Below are 14,470 nucleotides of genomic sequence, written 5' to 3' on the forward strand. Positions count from 1 at the left end.
ACTCACCCCCATTGTTCGACGAAGGAATTGAATCATCAATAAATTCAGCCGTCTACAAATTTCCGCGCACAGGTCTCATTAATCACCTTCTCGAATAGAAACCCTTCGTCATCCGGAAGATCATTCGACGCGGGATGATGTGGGTCCGGATACTTGGCGTGATGAAACGCGATGATCTTGAAGCCACATTTGTTGACGTAGAAGTGGATGTTCCTCTTCTCGAAATAGGGCGTATGGGTTCGCCACGTGATCGTCTTCGGATAACGGGCTTCGATCGCAAGCCAGGCTTTGTGACCCAGACCCTGCCCATGCTCGCCAACCTTCAGGAAAAATAGATCCAGCGTGTTGTGATGCGTGTTCTCATCGATGGTCACAACTGCGCCACCGATCTTCTCGCCGTCTGAGAGAATACGCAGTGCGACAGCTCCGGGGGCGGCGATAGAGCTGTCTAGGTCCTCGTCGGAAGGTATGGGGCCATCGGGCAGCGCTCCGTATTCATCGATAACAGCAAGAGAAAATGCCTCCTGGAGCTCTTTCTTGAAGTCCGGGAGATCATTCTGATCTGCAACGGCCAGACTGACAGTTTGTATGGTCATAACGTTTCTCCAACGGCTTATCGAACGCGGGGCCGGATTCGGTGCCCATAAGTGCGCTTTCCATAATCCCGAGCACAGCATCTTGGTTGGGCCTGGGATGACTGCGTTAGCAAGCCAAGTTTGAGGGTTCGTGGAGGGCGTGTGGAGACGACGTGGAGACGACCGGTGGAGTTGAACGAGCCGTAGAATCCGTAAGGAAGCGGCGACGAACAAAACGTCACGAGACTGCCTCGCCAAGAACCATCTCGAACATGGCGCCGCCTGTGTCAGATTTTGCGTATTGGACTTTGCCGCCATGAGCCTCAACGATCGCACGGACGACGGATAGACCCAGACCATTGCCGCCCTTTTCCAACGAGCCGGACTCTCCGCCTCTTCGGAAAGGTTCGAACGCGGAAGCGGCGATGTCCGGTGCAAGGCCCGGACCTTCGTCGGCGACACGCAGGATCACTTCGTTCCTCTCCACGCAAAGGCTGATTTCGATGAGGCCGCGTTGCGCGTATCGACGCGCATTTGTGACCAGGGCAAGAAGCGCCTGCCGGATCCGCATCGCATCGACCCGGACCGTGACATCGCAAAGGTCTAGGCTAAGCTCGAAGCCGTCCTGTTGCAGTTCCCGATCCAACACCGCAGCAAGCCGCAAGATTTCGTCCTTGAGACGAACAGGCTGAAGGCGAAGATCAAGGTGACCACTGTCAGCGAGCGTCACCGTTCGCAGGTCCTCCACCAGCCTTGCCAATGAATCGACCTGCAGCACGAGGGCACTAAGCGACTTTTCATCGGGCTCGAAGACCCCATCAATCATGCCTTGGAGTCGCCCCTTGAGAATGGTCAAAGGTGTACGCAGTTCATGGGCGATCGTGGCATTCCAGAGTGTCATGTCCGAGGCCATGTCCTGCAGACGCTGGGCCATGGCGTTGAAGTCTTCGACAAGAACGGCCGTCTCCCCCAGAGAGTGATCGCCGGGGATGGCGCGAGCCGAAAGATCGCCGTCTTTGATCTGCCTGGCGCTTATCGCCAATGATTCCAACGGTTCGAGGATGCGGCGCGCCAATCGGATCGATGCGATCGCCGCGACGATCAGCGCGATTAAGATGAGAATGGCCAGAGTAATGAAATCGAAGCCCGTCAGCCAATTGTCAGCGTCTTCAGACCAGGGAGAAAAATAGAAGAGGGCGGTGAAGGCGAGATAGGTTCCAAAGAAGACCAGCAGGCCAGCCGCCAGGGTGACCGAGGCCATGGCGAGCAATATCTGCCGACTGAGCCCCTTCACGATCATGGATCGACCCCAAGGCGGTAGCCGACGCCTCGAATGCTGATCAACAAGCCTTCGCTTCCCATCTGTTCGAGCTTCTTGCGAAGCTTGCTCAAATGACTGTCGATCGTTCGATCCAGCGCATCCGAGCCGGGCAGGCAGGCGCCAACAAGTTCGGCTCGCGAGAACACCTTGGTGGGTGTCCGAGCGAGATGGGCCAGAAGCCTGAATTCCGACAGCGTGAGAGGTACGGTCACTGGCCCGTCCTCCTTCTCAATCTTAACCTGATAGCTATCGAGATCGATTGCCAGGTTTCCGACCCGGATCACTGCGCCCGCTTGGCTGAGACCCGCGCGACGCAACACGGCCTTGGCTCGCGCGACGACCTCGATCGGATTGAAGGGCTTGACGATATAGTCGTCCGCGCCGATGCGCAGGCCCTGTAACCGATCGACATCCTCATCAAGTGCCGTGATCATGATGACAGGTGTGCGGCCTCGTCTCTGGATCTCTGCGAGAAGCTCCCAGCCATCCAGGCGCGGCATAGTGATATCAGCCAAGACGATGTCGGGTTTCAACGACCGGTGCAGATCAAGCGCCACCTGCCCGTCGCGGGCATGCACGGTGCGGAAGCCTTCGCGGGCAAAGTACGCCTCAAGGATGCCGGCGATCTCCGCATCGTCCTCAGCTATCAAAACAAGTTCTGCCATGCTCATCGCACTCCTTGCAATTTACATGGCACCGAACGGTCCGTCCGTCGAGCGGCCGTGCCCCGCCTCCATAATATCGCAACAGAACCTCCACAAACCGCCAATGGAAGACTCTTAGAGCGTCACCATCGATACTCCCTCACGAGATGATGGTGACACAGATGCGAAATGTCGCGCGGTTTTGGCTTTTCTGCATGTTATGCGTGCCATTATTGCTGCTGCTTGCTTGCTGTGCTGAGCAGGATGTTGAAGCGAATGGAGCGGCCGAACCGCAGGCCGTGCGCGTCAGCGTGATGACGGTGCAGCCGCAAGCCGTGACGGTCTATGACGAGCTGCCAGGACGTGTCAGTGCCTTGCGCACGGCCGAAATCCGGCCGCAGGTCAGCGGAATCATTCAAAAGAAGCTCTTTCAAGAGGGCTCTTTCGTGGACGCAGATGCGCCACTCTTCCAGATCGATCCATCGCCCTTTGCGGCCGATGTCGATGCTGCCGCCGCCGCGCTTGCGCGTGCCGAAGCCGAGTTTGTCAATGCGAAGGTGAAGTTCGAGCGCGCTGAGCTGCTCTCGGCACAGAAGATCACCAGTGACGAAGCTCTCAACAATGCGGCCGCGACGCTTGCTCAGGCTAAGGCGAGCGTGGCCGAGGCCACGGCCAATTTGACCCGGCGAAAGCTCGAATTGTCGAATGCGACAATTCGCAGCCCGATTAGTGGGACGATCGGTCAGTCCTTCATGACAGAAGGCGGCCTAGCCTCGTCTTCCGGGAGCGCACCGCTTGCAGTGATCCAGCAGATCGACCAGGTCTATGTAGATGTTCGTCAATCATCGATGAGCCTCGAAAGCCTGCGCGAGACGGCATCGAGTTCCGAAGTCAAAGATCCGGAAAAACTGCCGGTCAAGATCAAAACCATCACGGACAGGCCGTACGCCCATACGGGCACTATCGTGTTTTCCGATATCTCCGTCGACAGCGCAACAGGGAGTCTGGCCATCCGCATAGTCGTGCCGAACGCCGAGGACCAGTTGCTGCCTGGTATGTTTGTGCGCGCACTCGTGCCGCGAGAGGTCCATTCCGCAGCACTTCTTGTGCCTCAAGAGGCCGTGATGCGCGACCTCACCGGAAAGCCGCAACTCGTCATCGTCAACGCAAAGAAGACGAGCGAAAAACGTCTGGTGGAACTGGGGCCGCTTATCGATCGCAACTACCTCGTAAGACGCGGCTTGTCGGCTGGAGAAACGATTGTCGTTCAAGGGCAGGAGAGGGTCCAAAGTGGCCAGCTTTTGGAGACATCGCCGGTCCAACCCGTCCCTGGTACGCAGAGCTGAGACAGCCATCATGCCGCAATTTTTCATCGAACGGCCCGTCTTCGCATGGGTCATCGCAATCATGATTGTGATCGCCGGTCTGATCGCCATCCCGCAACTGCCCGTGTCGCGTTACCCGGCGATTGCTCCGCCTAGCGTGTCGATTTACGCGAGCTATCCCGGCGCCACTCCGCAGGTCATCAACGATAGCGTCACCAGTCTGATCGAACGCGAGGTTTCCGGCGCAAAGAATGTGCTTTACTTCGACTCGTCTGCTGACTCCTCGGGATCGACAACCGTCACCGTCACCTTCAAGCCGGGCACGGACGCTGAATTGGCTCAGGTGGACATCCAGAACAGGCTCAAGGCCGTGGAGCCGCGATTGCCAGAGGCAGTCCGTCGGGCTGGCCTATCGGTGGAATCGGCTTCGTCAGGGTTCTTGATGATTGTCTCCCTGAAGTCGAAAGACGGCGCCATCGACGCATTGGCGCTTGATGACTATCTCGTGCGCAACATCGCCCCGGAACTCAAGCGGGTTTCAGGCGTCGGCCGCGTCCAGTCCTTCGGGTCCGAGGCTGCCATGCGGATCTGGGTCGATCCGACGCGCTTGCTCGCGCATTCTGTTTCGATGGCCGAGGTCATACAGGCGATCCAGTCGCAGAACCTTCAGGTGGCGCCTGGGCGACTTGGAGATGCGCCGACAGTTCCAGGGCAAAAGGTCAGCGTACCGCTCAATGTCGAAGGCCAGCTTCAGACCGTCAACGAATTCTCGGACATCGTCCTCCGCTCAAATCCGGACGGCTCCCATCTGACGCTGGGTGATGTTGCCCGCATTGAGGTTGGATCCCAGTCGTCGAGCTTCGCCATTCTCGACGGCGGCAAGCCTGCCACGGCAGCCGCCATCCAGGTCACACCCGGGGCAAATGCGGTTAGCACCTCTAGCGGTGTTCGCGCGAGACTGGCAGAGCTTTCGCTGAACATGCCGGCGGGGATCGAATATGCGATCTCGTACGACGCGGCACCCTTCGTGAAGGTCTCGATCCAGAAAGTGGCGCAGACACTGGCTGAGGCTATGGTGCTCGTCTTTCTCATCATGCTGCTCTTCCTGCAGAACATCCGGTACACCCTCATTCCGGCCATCGTCGCACCGATAGCGCTGCTCGGCACCTTCGCGGTCATGCTGGCATTGGGATATTCCATCAATGTCCTAACGATGTTCGGCATGGTTCTCGCGATCGGGATTATCGTAGACGACGCGATCGTGGTCGTGGAAAACGTCGAGCGGCTGATGGCGACGGAAGGTCTGTCCCCCCGTGAGGCGACGCGAAAGGCCATGGGCGAGATCACGGGCGCGGTGATCGAGATCACGCTCGTCTTGACAGCCGTGCTTCTTCCTATGGGCTTTGCCTCCGGCGCGGTTGGCGCGATCTATCGTCAGTTCACGGTATCTATGGCCGTGTCGGTCGCTTTCTCGGCCTTTCTGGCTCTCAGCCTGACCCCGGCGCTTTGCGCGAGCTTGTTGAAGCCGATCGATAGCGGGCACCATCGGCGAAACGGACTTTTCGGCTGGTTCAACCGCGGCTTTGATCGCTTGACCGAGGGCTACACGGGCTGGGTCGCACGTCTTGTTCAGAGGACCGGTCGGACCATGCTTGTCTATGTCACGATAGTGGGCGCAGTCGCCTATGGTTACGGCACGCTGGCGACGGCATTCGTGCCTGAGGAAGATCAGGGCTCGTTCATGACCTCCATCACACTTCCGGCGGAGGCGACGGCTGAACGCACCCGAGACGTCGTTGATCTCTTAGAAAAACATGTCCAGACACGACCGGATATCGTCAACAACCTGACAATCATGGGTTTCGGTTTCTCGGGTTCAGGTTCCAATACCGCCATGTCGTTTACGAGCCTCAAGGATTGGGATAAGCGTTCAGGTAGCGTCGATGACGAGGTGAATCTAGCAACCGAAGCCATGGCTGCAGCACCAGAGGGCGAGATTCTCAGCATGAAGCCGCCGGCCATTGATGAGCTCGGTACAACCTCTGGATTTGCGCTAAGGCTTCAAGACCGCGCTAACCATGGGGAGATAGCCTTTTCTGCGGCTGCAGCCCAACTCACGAAGCTTGCGTCCGAGAGCACGCTGCTGAGCGACGTGCGCGTGGACGGGCTGCCAAACGGTCCCAGTGTTACCCTTGTCGTCGATCGCCAGAAGGCAAGTGCGCTGGGGGTCGCCTACACGACGATTAGTGACACGCTCAGCGGTTCCGTTGGCTCGACCTATGTCAATGACTTCCCGCGCGACGGTCGGCTGCAACAGGTCATCCTCCAGGCCGAGCCGAAAAGCCGTATGCAGGTCGATGACATCCTTAACCTGCATGTTCGCAGCGATGCGGGCAAAATGGTTCAGCTTTCGGAAATTGTGACAGCAGAATGGTCCACCATCCCACTGCAGGTGACACGCTATAATGGATATCCGTCCCTCAGCCTGTCGGGTTCGGCAGCAAAAGGTGTGTCGAGCGGTGAAGCCATGGATGAAATTGAGCAATTGGCGCTCAAGCTTCCCAAGGGCTTTGCCGTCGAATGGACGGGGCAGTCCCTGCAGGAGCGGCAATCGGGTACGCAGGCGCCGATGCTCATGGCCTTTTCGTTCCTCATTGTCTTTCTGGTGCTCGCAGCCTTGTACGAAAGCTGGACCATTCCACTCTCCGTCATGCTGGTTGTCCCGCTCGGGATCCTCGGGGCGGTGATCGCTGTTCACCTGCGTGGCCTGGAAAACGATGTCTTCTTCAAGGTCGGCCTGATCACCCTGATCGGCCTTTCCGCCAAGAATGCGGTGTTGATTGTCGAGTTCGCGCGCAAGCGCCAGCGAGACGGGCTGGTTCTTGCCGCAGCCGTCGTCGAAGCCGCGCGCCTTCGTCTGCGCCCTATCGTCATGACCTCGCTCGCCTTTACGCTGGGCGTCGTTCCGCTGGTCATTGCATCAGGTGCAAGCTCGGAAACCCAGAATGCAATTGGGACCGGCCTATTCGGCGGAATGATTTCCGGAACGGTACTTGCGGTATTATTTGTCCCGGCCTTGTACGTGATCGTGACGCGGTTCACACGCTGGCTCGGACGTTCAAGTGCGCTGCCCGGCAACGGCTAGCCAGCTGGACCGATACGGCACAACCCCCAACGAGATTGTCCGCTTCTCTTGTCCACGAGACAGAAGCGGACAGTCTTGTCACGGCCCCAAACCGGCCATTGGGGACATCAAGTGGTGCCCGTATCGGAAACTTGATCTGAATATAAAGTGGTGAGCCGCGGGGCGCGGGTTCTGATCCCTTCAAGAGCATTTTAAGTTATGCATTCGGCCGGTGCTCACGTCCTACACCGACTAATTGGGTGGGACCATAGGTGTATGCAGCACGGCGCCTGCCTTTTGAGCTGCTGCTGTTAGGCGTTTGTCCCTGGTCCACAAGCTCGATCGCCCGTCAAGCAGCGTCGAAGCCAACAAGTGTGCGTCGGTGTAACCGATTCCCATACTGAAAATCGAATGACGATCGATCATTGTCATGACCTCAGCGTGCGTGGCGACGAATGCTTCGCGCTGTGCCGCTAAATACGCCACTACGGCATCACGGTCCCGAAGACTGCCAAGCGCCAATTCGCCGATAATCGCAGGGTGGCAGAGTAGGAGGTCGTCCTCAATGATTGTGCGTAGCTCCGAGTCTCCGTAGCGAAAATGATCGATCCAGATGGAGGTGTCTACAAGGATCACTTTGCCGCTTCGCTCCGGCGCCGAGGGGCTGCTTCAGCATCGGGCATGGAGCCCCCGAGCGCGAGCAGTCGCTTTCCTGATTCGATTCGCACAAGTGTTTCCAATGCCTGGCGGACAAGCGCAGCCGTTTCCTTGGTTCCGGTTAGGAATCTTGCTCGTTCCATGAGGTTGTCGTCGAGATTGATCGTGGATCGCATGAAAAAGCTCCTGCATAGAGTGGCATCGATAGCACCATTTGGTGCTGAAATCTACGCCTTGCTGTACTCACTCCAATGCGGCGGCCGATTACCGATCAGAATCATCTTAGAGTTTTTGGTTCAAATCCCATCAAGAGCCCTTGCTGATCAAGACCAAGCGCATCTTGTTTCGGCGAAGGTCTAGCATGTCTTCGACATTGCCTTAATCAATGCCGCGGCGGAAACTGCACCCGGATCGAGGTGGCCCAGGGACCGTTCGCGAACGTGCGCTGCGCGCCCCTTGGCTGCAACCATCGTGGCCGTCGCGGCAGCACCGTTGTCGGCCGCGGCAGTGACGGCGGACCAGAATTCATGTTTCGACTTGCCTTCAGCGAGGGCTGCCGTAGCCGCCTCGGCGGCTGGGAGCCAGACATCGAGCATGGTCTTGTCACCGCGCTGCGCCTTACCGCGGTCCCGAATGCCCTCCGAAATTGCAGCAAGTATGTCACGGAAGGCTTGAAGATCGAGCTCGTGACGGCCGATAAGCACCTGTGCCGCCCGGCGGAAACCCGTAGCGTAGAGGGGACCTGTCGAGGCGCCGACCGCGTCGAGGAAGCTCGTCGCCGTCGTCGATATCACGTCCGACGGGCTTGCCGTATCGACATCGAGTGTAGCGAGTGCCGTCGTCACCGCCTTGAAGCCGATCGACATGGTGATGCCGTGGTCCCCGTCGCCGATGGCGCCGTCAAGTTCCGAGAGGTGGTCCTTCTCTGCTTCGATCACCTGGGACATCCGTTCGAACATCCTGGCGAGAACCCGTGCCGCATTTTCCGACATGTTTTCCTCCCCCTTTGATGCAGGCGGCCCTAGCCCTGCGTCGCACTTCCTGTTTCAGGCGCATTGATGGTCAGGATCGCCGTCTGGCATGGATGGTGCAGCAGGTCGGTCAATTCCCGGTCGAGATGCATGATCGAGATGGAGGCGCCCACCATGTCGAGCGATGTACAATAGTGCCCAATCCAATTGGCCTCGATCGTGATGTTCTTGGCCGCCAGCCGCTGCGCCACCCGGCGGAACAGGATGTAGAGTTCCATCAACGGCGTTGCGCCGAAGGAATTGACCAGAACCGCCACCCGGTCACCGGGTTCCGCCTTCATTTCCTTGAAGATGGTGTCCATGATCGTATCGACGATCTCGTCGGCCGTGCGGATACGCTCGCGCGAAACGCCCGGCTCGCCGTGGATGCCCATGCCGAGCTCCATGTCCTCGGGCCCGATCTCGAAATTGTACCGTTGCGTCTGCGGCATGGAGCAGGATTCGAGCGCGACACCGACTGTGAAGGTGCGGTCGTTCGCCTTGCGAGTGACGGCCTCGCACTCGTCAAGCGTCATGCCGCGATCACAGGCCGCCCCCGCCACCTTGAAGACGAAGAAGTTGCCGGCGACGCCGCGTCGTCCTTCCTTGTCCTCCACGGGAGACGAAACGACGTCGTCGGTGGTCAGCACTGTGCGAATCGAGATGCCTTGTTCTTCTGCGAGCTCGGCTGCCATTTCGAAGTTCATCACGTCGCCGGCGTAATTACCGTAGACGAAAAGCACACCCGCTCCCCCCGAAGCGGCGACGGCGCATTTGGTGATTGGGTCCGGTGGCGGCGAGGAAAAGATGTTGCCGAGGGCGACCGCATCGGCAAGTCCCTTGCCGACATAGCCGACGAAGCAGGGCTCGTGCCCCGTGCCGCCACCGATGACGAGGCCTACCTTACCCTGTCGCGGGCCATTGCGCGCAACGAGTGCTCGACGTGACGTGCCAATGGGCTGGAGGTAGGGTTTGTGTGCGGCGATCAGGCCGTCCAGCATTTCTTCGACCACGTCATTGGGATTGTTGAGGAATTTCTTGACGCGCGTGCGATAGCTGTTGGCGACAGGTGCGCTCTTCTGGCGTTGTGAAAGTTTCCCGTCGAGGCTCGTCACCCCGTCAGCGCGCAGGATGCCGGCGCCGGTGGCAGCATCGGTCACCAGGACATTGGCATAGCCGCCACGCAATGCTGCCAGCAGGGCCGGCACCTTGTCGAAACCACCAGCGACGGCAACGCGCGTACCGATGCCGCGCAGCATTTCCAGCGAAATGCCGATCGTGCGGTCATCAAGAGGGCCGGCGACCGGACGGCCGCGCTCATCGATGAAGCGTCCGGCAAGCACACCGGCCGCCCCCTTCGCCAGATAGTGCTGCAACGGCACGGATTCGAAGAAGCCGCTGGTGTGGATCGTCGAGTTGGGGCGGAGCGAGGAGATTCCGAAGACGATGCGGTTGGCGCGGGCGAGTGTGTCGAACTGTTCGCGGATCAGTGGCTCGGCGAGCAGCAGATCGTGCATCTGGGCGGAGGCGACGACGGCGGGGGCGGTGATGTTGACACAGCGTGCCGAGATCGCCCGGGCAAGGGCGGCGGTTGTCAGTTCCGGCGTGTAGTTGAAGCTTGCCGTGGTGCCGCCCGTTGCCTGAACGACGGTAACATCCTGTAGAGGAGCCATTTCCAGGTGCTCGCCGACCGAGAGGACCGTACGGCCCCAGGCGACGGCGAGCGTGTCGCCGGACTTGATCATCTTGGAAAGCGCCTGCGCGCCAGCTGCCCCAAGCCGGCCGATCAGCGGACGTGAATCGTCATCGTTTGGTACGACGAGGCAGTCGGCGAGGCCGAAATGACGCTTCAGTTCCTGCGCGATGGTGAGCGAGGCGAGGCGGGCGGGCTCGATGGAGATGTTGACGATGCCCTTCTCGCGGGCATCCGCGAGGTAGCTGTTGACGGTGGCGCGCGACACACCCATCGCCTCGGCGATCTCGCCCTGCGTCATGCCGTCTTCGTAGTAGAGCCAGCAGGCCCAGACATAGGGGTCATCGCCATAGCGCAGCGGAATCAAGTCTATGCCTTCCGGCCCGTTGCCCCGGCCGGGGCCGCCCTTGCGCGCTGCGGAAGTCTTCAATGCCATCGGTTTCGCTGGTCCCCCATCAGGCGGCGAAGATGAGAGCAACGCCGCCGGTTTGCAACATGCCTGGGCAAAAAAGCGGTGCGCGACCCGTCACAAAGGACAGGCCGCGCGTCCTGGGAGGACCTTTTCGCCCGGCTCAGGCAAGTCGTGCGCGCGCGCCGTCGGACAGTTCCTTGAGGATGATAGCGCAGGAGGTGGCGCCCGCATCCAATACGCCGAGCGAACGTTCGCCGAGACGGCTGGCGCGGCCGATCTTGGCCACGAGGTTGATTGTCGAGTCACGGCCGGTTTCTGCTGTAGCAACGAGGGCTTCCAGCGCCTCGCCGAACGACTTGCCATTCGCCGTCGCCGCGTCGAAAGCCTCGACTGCGGGCACGAAAGTATCGAGCAGCGTCTTGTCGCCGACCTTGGCCGAACCGATCGACTGGATGCCAGCGAGGCCTGCGTGCAGCATCTTGCTATAGGCCGCGGCGTCGATCGTCTCGACACCCTCGATCGTTTCGGCGAACTCGGTGAACATGACGCCGTAGAGCGGACCCATCGAGCCGCCGATTTCCGTCATCAGCACCGTGCCGAGCGTGTCGAGAGACACGGCAAGCGAGGCATTCTTGTCCTTAAGACGCTCGGCGGCCATGCCAAAACCCTTGGCCATGTTCACGCCATGGTCACCGTCACCGATCTTGCCGTCGATCTCGCTGAGATAGGCACGGTTCTCGATAATCCGCTCGGCCATCGACAGAACGATGGCACCGGCGGAAGCATTGTCGAAGGTCTGCATATGTCTTCCTCCGTTACAGGATCATCGTGCAACGCGTCTCGACGTCGAGCAGCGTCTTCAGTTCGTCGTCGAGCGCCATGACGGTCAGCGTTGCGCCGACCATTTCCAGCGAAGTGAAGTAATTGCCGATCCAGGTTTTGCGGATTTTCAGGCCACGGGCCGAAATCTCGCTCTCGATCGTGTCGTTGAGGATATAGAGCTCGTTGAGCGGTGTTGCGCCCAGACCCGAAACGAGCACGGCGACCTCGGTGCCCTCAGGCAGTTTGTGATCGTCGAGCACGATCTTCACCATGTCCCTGGCGACCTCGTCGGCCGTCTTCAGCTTTTCGACGCGTACGCCCGGTTCGCCGTGATGGCCGATACCGACCTCCATCGTGCCGGGCTCGATCTGGAAATTCGGATGGCCGACGGCCGGCAGCGTGCAGGGGCCGAGGCCCACGCCGATCGAGCGGCAATTATCGATTGCCTTCTGCGCAGTGGCGCGGACTTCTTCGAGGCTGGCGCCGGTCGCAGCCTTGGCGCCGCCCATCTTCCACATGAAGATCTCGCCGGCGACACCGCGGCGCTTCTCGCGCTCCTCCGGCGGGGCGGAGCAGACGTCGTCGTTGGCGACGACGGTCACGACCTCGATCCCGTCCTTGGCAGCAAGCTTCGTTGCCATCTTCACATTCATGTTGTCGCCGGCATAGTTGCCGTAGAGGACGACGACGCCCTTACCGCCGTTCGCCTCGCGGATAGCGTCATGAAAACTCTTGGCTGTCGGCGAGGAGAAGAGCTCGCCGACAGCAACGGCGTCGAGCATGTTCCTGCCGGTGTAGCCGATGAAGGCCGGCTCGTGGCCGGAACCACCGCCCGTCACCACGCCGACCTTGCCAGCAAAGGGGGCATCCTTGGCGACGACGACGCGTGGGTTTTCCGCAAGGCGCACGATGTCCGAATGAGCCTTGATGAAGCCCTTGACGGTATCTTCGACCACCAGGTCCGGATCGTTGATGAAACGCTGCATGATAAGTCCTCTCACAGAATGGTATAGCCGCCGTCGATCAGGAGATCGGCGCCGTTGATCATGTCGGCGCCCGGCGAGGCCAGGAAAACGGCGGCGGCGGCAATCTCTTCCGGGAACGCGAAACGGCCAGTGGGGATGCGCTTCTTCGCATTCTCCCCCTTCTCGCCGGCCCAGGCCTGCTTGCCCAGTTCAGTGAGAACGATGGTGGGCGAAATCGTGTTGACGGTAATGCCGTGTTTGCCCCATTCGGCGGCGAAGGTCTTGGACATGCCGATGACGCCGAACTTTGAGGCGCAGTAGGCGACATGCTCCTCGATGGCGACCGTGCCGGCCTGCGAGGCGAGGTTGACGATCTTGCCGCCCCTGCCGGCCGCGATCATGCGGCGGCCGACCGCCTTGGTGATCAGGAAGCTGCCCTTGAGGTTGATGTCGATCGTCCTGTCCCACTGGGAAAGCGTCAGGTCTTCGGCCGGGGCAAGCGCGACGATGCCGGCACTATTGACCGCGATATCGATGCCGCCAAAGGTTTCGACCACATCATCAACGGCCTTTTCGACGGAGGCCGGGCTGGAAACGTCGCAGACGAAGGGCTTTGCCGAACCGCCGAGTTCTTCCGCCTTCGCCTTGGCGACATCGGCATTGATGTCGAGCACGGCGACTTTGGCGCCCTTGGCCGCAAAGGCGGCGGCGATAGCCGCGCCGATGCCGGAGGCGCCGCCGGTGACGAGCGCGACCCTGCCGTCGAGCGGGAAGTTGAGATCGATCTTGGGAGGTGTGTCGGACATCGGTTCAGCCTTCGAAGGGTTGGGAAAGCGGGGCGACACTCGCCGCCCCGCAGATGGTTGTTACTTGCGCATTTCCAGGAGCTTATCGACGTTCTCCGCCGTGACCGGCGTCCACGGAACATTGTACTCCTTGTCCTTGCCGTCGTTGAACGGCATGTCCGGATACTGTGCCCAGATATCGGACTGCGGCTTATAGTCGCCCTTCTTGGCGTGGAGGATCGCAAGGTCTAGTGCACCCTGTGCCTGGGCGCGGGCGTCCTGCAGGATCGAGGTGATCGTGCCTTCCTTGACGGCTGTCAGCGCGTCCGTGATGCCGTCGATGCCGGCAATCGCGAAATCCTCTGTCTTCAGGCCGGCGGACTTGATCGCTTCGACGGCGCCGAGCGCCATTTCATCGTTCTGGCCGATGACGCCGTTGATCTGGCCGGGATGCGAGGTCAGCCAGTTCTCCATCAGCGTCTGGGCTTCGGCGCGCGACCAGTTGGCGGTCTGCTGCTCGAGAACCTTGACGTCGGGGCATTCGGCAAGCGCCTTCTGGTTGCCTTCCAGGCGCGAGATCTGCGCGGACTGGCCGATCGGGCCTTCGATGATCACGACATTGCCCTTGCAACCGATCTTGTCGAGCACTGCCTTGGCTTCCATGTAGCCGGAGATCGTGTCGTCGGAACCGACATAGGAGGAGAGCAGGTCGGAGTTTACGCGGGTGTTGGAGCCGATGACGGGAATGCCGGCGTCATGGGCAGCCTGTACGGCGGTAGCGCCGGCTTCGATGTCGATCGGCACGAAGATGATCGCGTTGAACTTCTGGGTGATCATCGTGTTGAACTGTTCCTGCTGGACCAGCGCATCGTAGCGGCCGTCGAAAACGGTCAGTTCGACTTCGCCGCTCTTCACGGCCGGGTGTTCCTCAAGCGCTGCGGACCAGATCTGCATGAATTCCGCGTTGAGGCCGTAAGGCGCCGCGCCGATCTTCAGCTTCTCCTGGGCCAGGGCGGACGAGGCGAGCAGCACCGTCGCAGAGGCAAGTGCGATCATCAGTTTCTTCATGTCATTCTCCTCCTTTGAGAATTGCGGCCGCTCTCAGGCGTGCCGTTCGTCCGCGGGCGTGGGAAGACG

The 14,470-nt window shown here is 60.1% G+C and carries 13 protein-coding genes; 2 read left to right on the top strand and 11 right to left on the bottom strand.

All coding sequences use genetic code 11. The annotated features are described in order from the left end of the window. Nucleotides 1–44 precede the first annotated feature (44 nt). From AKG11_RS27655 to AKG11_RS27665, 3 genes are all read right to left on the bottom strand, one after another. Nucleotides 45–596, bottom strand: a complete 552-nt coding sequence (locus AKG11_RS27655) for a GNAT family N-acetyltransferase (RefSeq protein ID WP_050746227.1) — start codon at nucleotides 594–596, stop codon at nucleotides 45–47. 217 nt (nucleotides 597–813) lie between these two features. Continuing rightward, nucleotides 814–1,875 (bottom strand): ATP-binding protein, encoded by a 1,062-nt coding sequence (locus AKG11_RS27660; protein WP_024270423.1) that lies wholly within the window; start codon nucleotides 1,873–1,875, stop codon nucleotides 814–816. After that, nucleotides 1,872–2,561, bottom strand: coding sequence for a response regulator (locus AKG11_RS27665; RefSeq protein WP_050746263.1), 690 nt, complete (start codon nucleotides 2,559–2,561; stop codon nucleotides 1,872–1,874). Before AKG11_RS27665 ends, AKG11_RS27660 begins: the two co-directional genes overlap by 4 nt. 161 nt (nucleotides 2,562–2,722) lie before the next feature. Here AKG11_RS27665 and AKG11_RS27670 point away from each other — a divergent pair, with 161 nt between their 5' ends. After that, nucleotides 2,723–3,886, top strand: a complete 1,164-nt coding sequence (locus tag AKG11_RS27670; RefSeq protein WP_037406702.1) for an efflux RND transporter periplasmic adaptor subunit — start codon at nucleotides 2,723–2,725, stop codon at nucleotides 3,884–3,886. 10 nt (nucleotides 3,887–3,896) lie between these two features. After that, nucleotides 3,897–7,010 carry a multidrug efflux RND transporter permease subunit gene (locus AKG11_RS27675; protein ID WP_050746228.1) on the top strand — a complete coding sequence of 1,038 codons (3,114 nt, stop codon included), beginning with the start codon at nucleotides 3,897–3,899 and terminating at the stop codon, nucleotides 7,008–7,010. Between the two features lie 231 nt (nucleotides 7,011–7,241). Here AKG11_RS27675 and AKG11_RS27680 read toward each other — a convergent pair whose 3' ends face one another. The 8 genes from AKG11_RS27680 to AKG11_RS27715 form a co-directional block, all read right to left on the bottom strand. Further along, nucleotides 7,242–7,625, bottom strand: a complete 384-nt coding sequence (locus tag AKG11_RS27680; RefSeq protein WP_037406692.1) for a type II toxin-antitoxin system VapC family toxin — start codon at nucleotides 7,623–7,625, stop codon at nucleotides 7,242–7,244. Then, on the bottom strand, nucleotides 7,622–7,822 hold the full coding sequence (locus AKG11_RS33840; RefSeq protein WP_023517619.1) for a type II toxin-antitoxin system VapB family antitoxin: 201 nt from the start codon (nucleotides 7,820–7,822) through the stop codon (nucleotides 7,622–7,624). Before AKG11_RS33840 ends, AKG11_RS27680 begins: the two co-directional genes overlap by 4 nt. A gap of 180 nt (nucleotides 7,823–8,002) precedes the next feature. After that, on the bottom strand, nucleotides 8,003–8,638 hold the full coding sequence (gene dhaL, locus AKG11_RS27685) for a dihydroxyacetone kinase subunit DhaL (RefSeq protein ID WP_050746229.1): 636 nt from the start codon (nucleotides 8,636–8,638) through the stop codon (nucleotides 8,003–8,005). Nucleotides 8,639–8,667: 29 nt separating this feature from the next. Continuing rightward, entirely contained in the window at nucleotides 8,668–10,785 is a 2,118-nt protein-coding gene (locus tag AKG11_RS33845; RefSeq protein ID WP_082342708.1) for a bifunctional sugar-binding transcriptional regulator/dihydroxyacetone kinase subunit DhaK, read from the bottom strand. A 136-nt stretch (nucleotides 10,786–10,921) separates the two neighbouring features. Next, a complete protein-coding gene (gene dhaL, locus AKG11_RS27700; RefSeq protein WP_050746230.1) occupies nucleotides 10,922–11,563 on the bottom strand; it encodes a dihydroxyacetone kinase subunit DhaL in 642 nt (213 codons plus the stop codon). A gap of 13 nt (nucleotides 11,564–11,576) precedes the next feature. After that, nucleotides 11,577–12,569, bottom strand: a complete 993-nt coding sequence (locus AKG11_RS27705; RefSeq protein WP_050746231.1) for a dihydroxyacetone kinase subunit DhaK — start codon at nucleotides 12,567–12,569, stop codon at nucleotides 11,577–11,579. A gap of 11 nt (nucleotides 12,570–12,580) precedes the next feature. After that, a complete protein-coding gene (locus AKG11_RS27710; RefSeq protein WP_050746232.1) occupies nucleotides 12,581–13,354 on the bottom strand; it encodes an SDR family oxidoreductase in 774 nt (257 codons plus the stop codon). A 60-nt stretch (nucleotides 13,355–13,414) separates the two neighbouring features. Next, a complete protein-coding gene (locus AKG11_RS27715) occupies nucleotides 13,415–14,401 on the bottom strand; it encodes a substrate-binding domain-containing protein (RefSeq protein WP_050746233.1) in 987 nt (328 codons plus the stop codon). Nucleotides 14,402–14,470 lie beyond the last annotated feature (69 nt).

Origin of the sequence: Shinella sp. SUS2 (genome assembly GCF_001262505.1) — a bacterium.
Taxonomy (GTDB): Bacteria; Pseudomonadota; Alphaproteobacteria; order Rhizobiales; family Rhizobiaceae; genus Shinella.

Excerpts from the sequence above, each read along its gene's own strand:
- AKG11_RS27665 (WP_050746263.1), bottom strand. The coding sequence starts at position 2,561 with ATGGCAGAACTTGTTTTGATAGCTGAGGACGATGCGGAGATCGCCGGC.
- AKG11_RS33840 (WP_023517619.1), bottom strand. The coding sequence starts at position 7,822 with ATGCGATCCACGATCAATCTCGACGACAACCTCATGGAACGAGCAAGA.
- AKG11_RS27715 (WP_050746233.1), bottom strand. The coding sequence starts at position 14,401 with ATGAAGAAACTGATGATCGCACTTGCCTCTGCGACGGTGCTGCTCGCC.
- dhaL (WP_050746230.1), bottom strand. The coding sequence starts at position 11,563 with ATGCAGACCTTCGACAATGCTTCCGCCGGTGCCATCGTTCTGTCGATG.
- dhaL (WP_050746229.1), bottom strand. The coding sequence starts at position 8,638 with ATGTCGGAAAATGCGGCACGGGTTCTCGCCAGGATGTTCGAACGGATG.
- AKG11_RS33845 (WP_082342708.1), bottom strand. The coding sequence starts at position 10,785 with ATGGCATTGAAGACTTCCGCAGCGCGCAAGGGCGGCCCCGGCCGGGGC.
- AKG11_RS27675 (WP_050746228.1), top strand. The coding sequence starts at position 3,897 with ATGCCGCAATTTTTCATCGAACGGCCCGTCTTCGCATGGGTCATCGCA.
- AKG11_RS27670 (WP_037406702.1), top strand. The coding sequence starts at position 2,723 with ATGCGAAATGTCGCGCGGTTTTGGCTTTTCTGCATGTTATGCGTGCCA.
- AKG11_RS27655 (WP_050746227.1), bottom strand. The coding sequence starts at position 596 with ATGACCATACAAACTGTCAGTCTGGCCGTTGCAGATCAGAATGATCTC.
- AKG11_RS27705 (WP_050746231.1), bottom strand. The coding sequence starts at position 12,569 with ATGCAGCGTTTCATCAACGATCCGGACCTGGTGGTCGAAGATACCGTC.
- AKG11_RS27710 (WP_050746232.1), bottom strand. The coding sequence starts at position 13,354 with ATGTCCGACACACCTCCCAAGATCGATCTCAACTTCCCGCTCGACGGC.
- AKG11_RS27660 (WP_024270423.1), bottom strand. The coding sequence starts at position 1,875 with ATGATCGTGAAGGGGCTCAGTCGGCAGATATTGCTCGCCATGGCCTCG.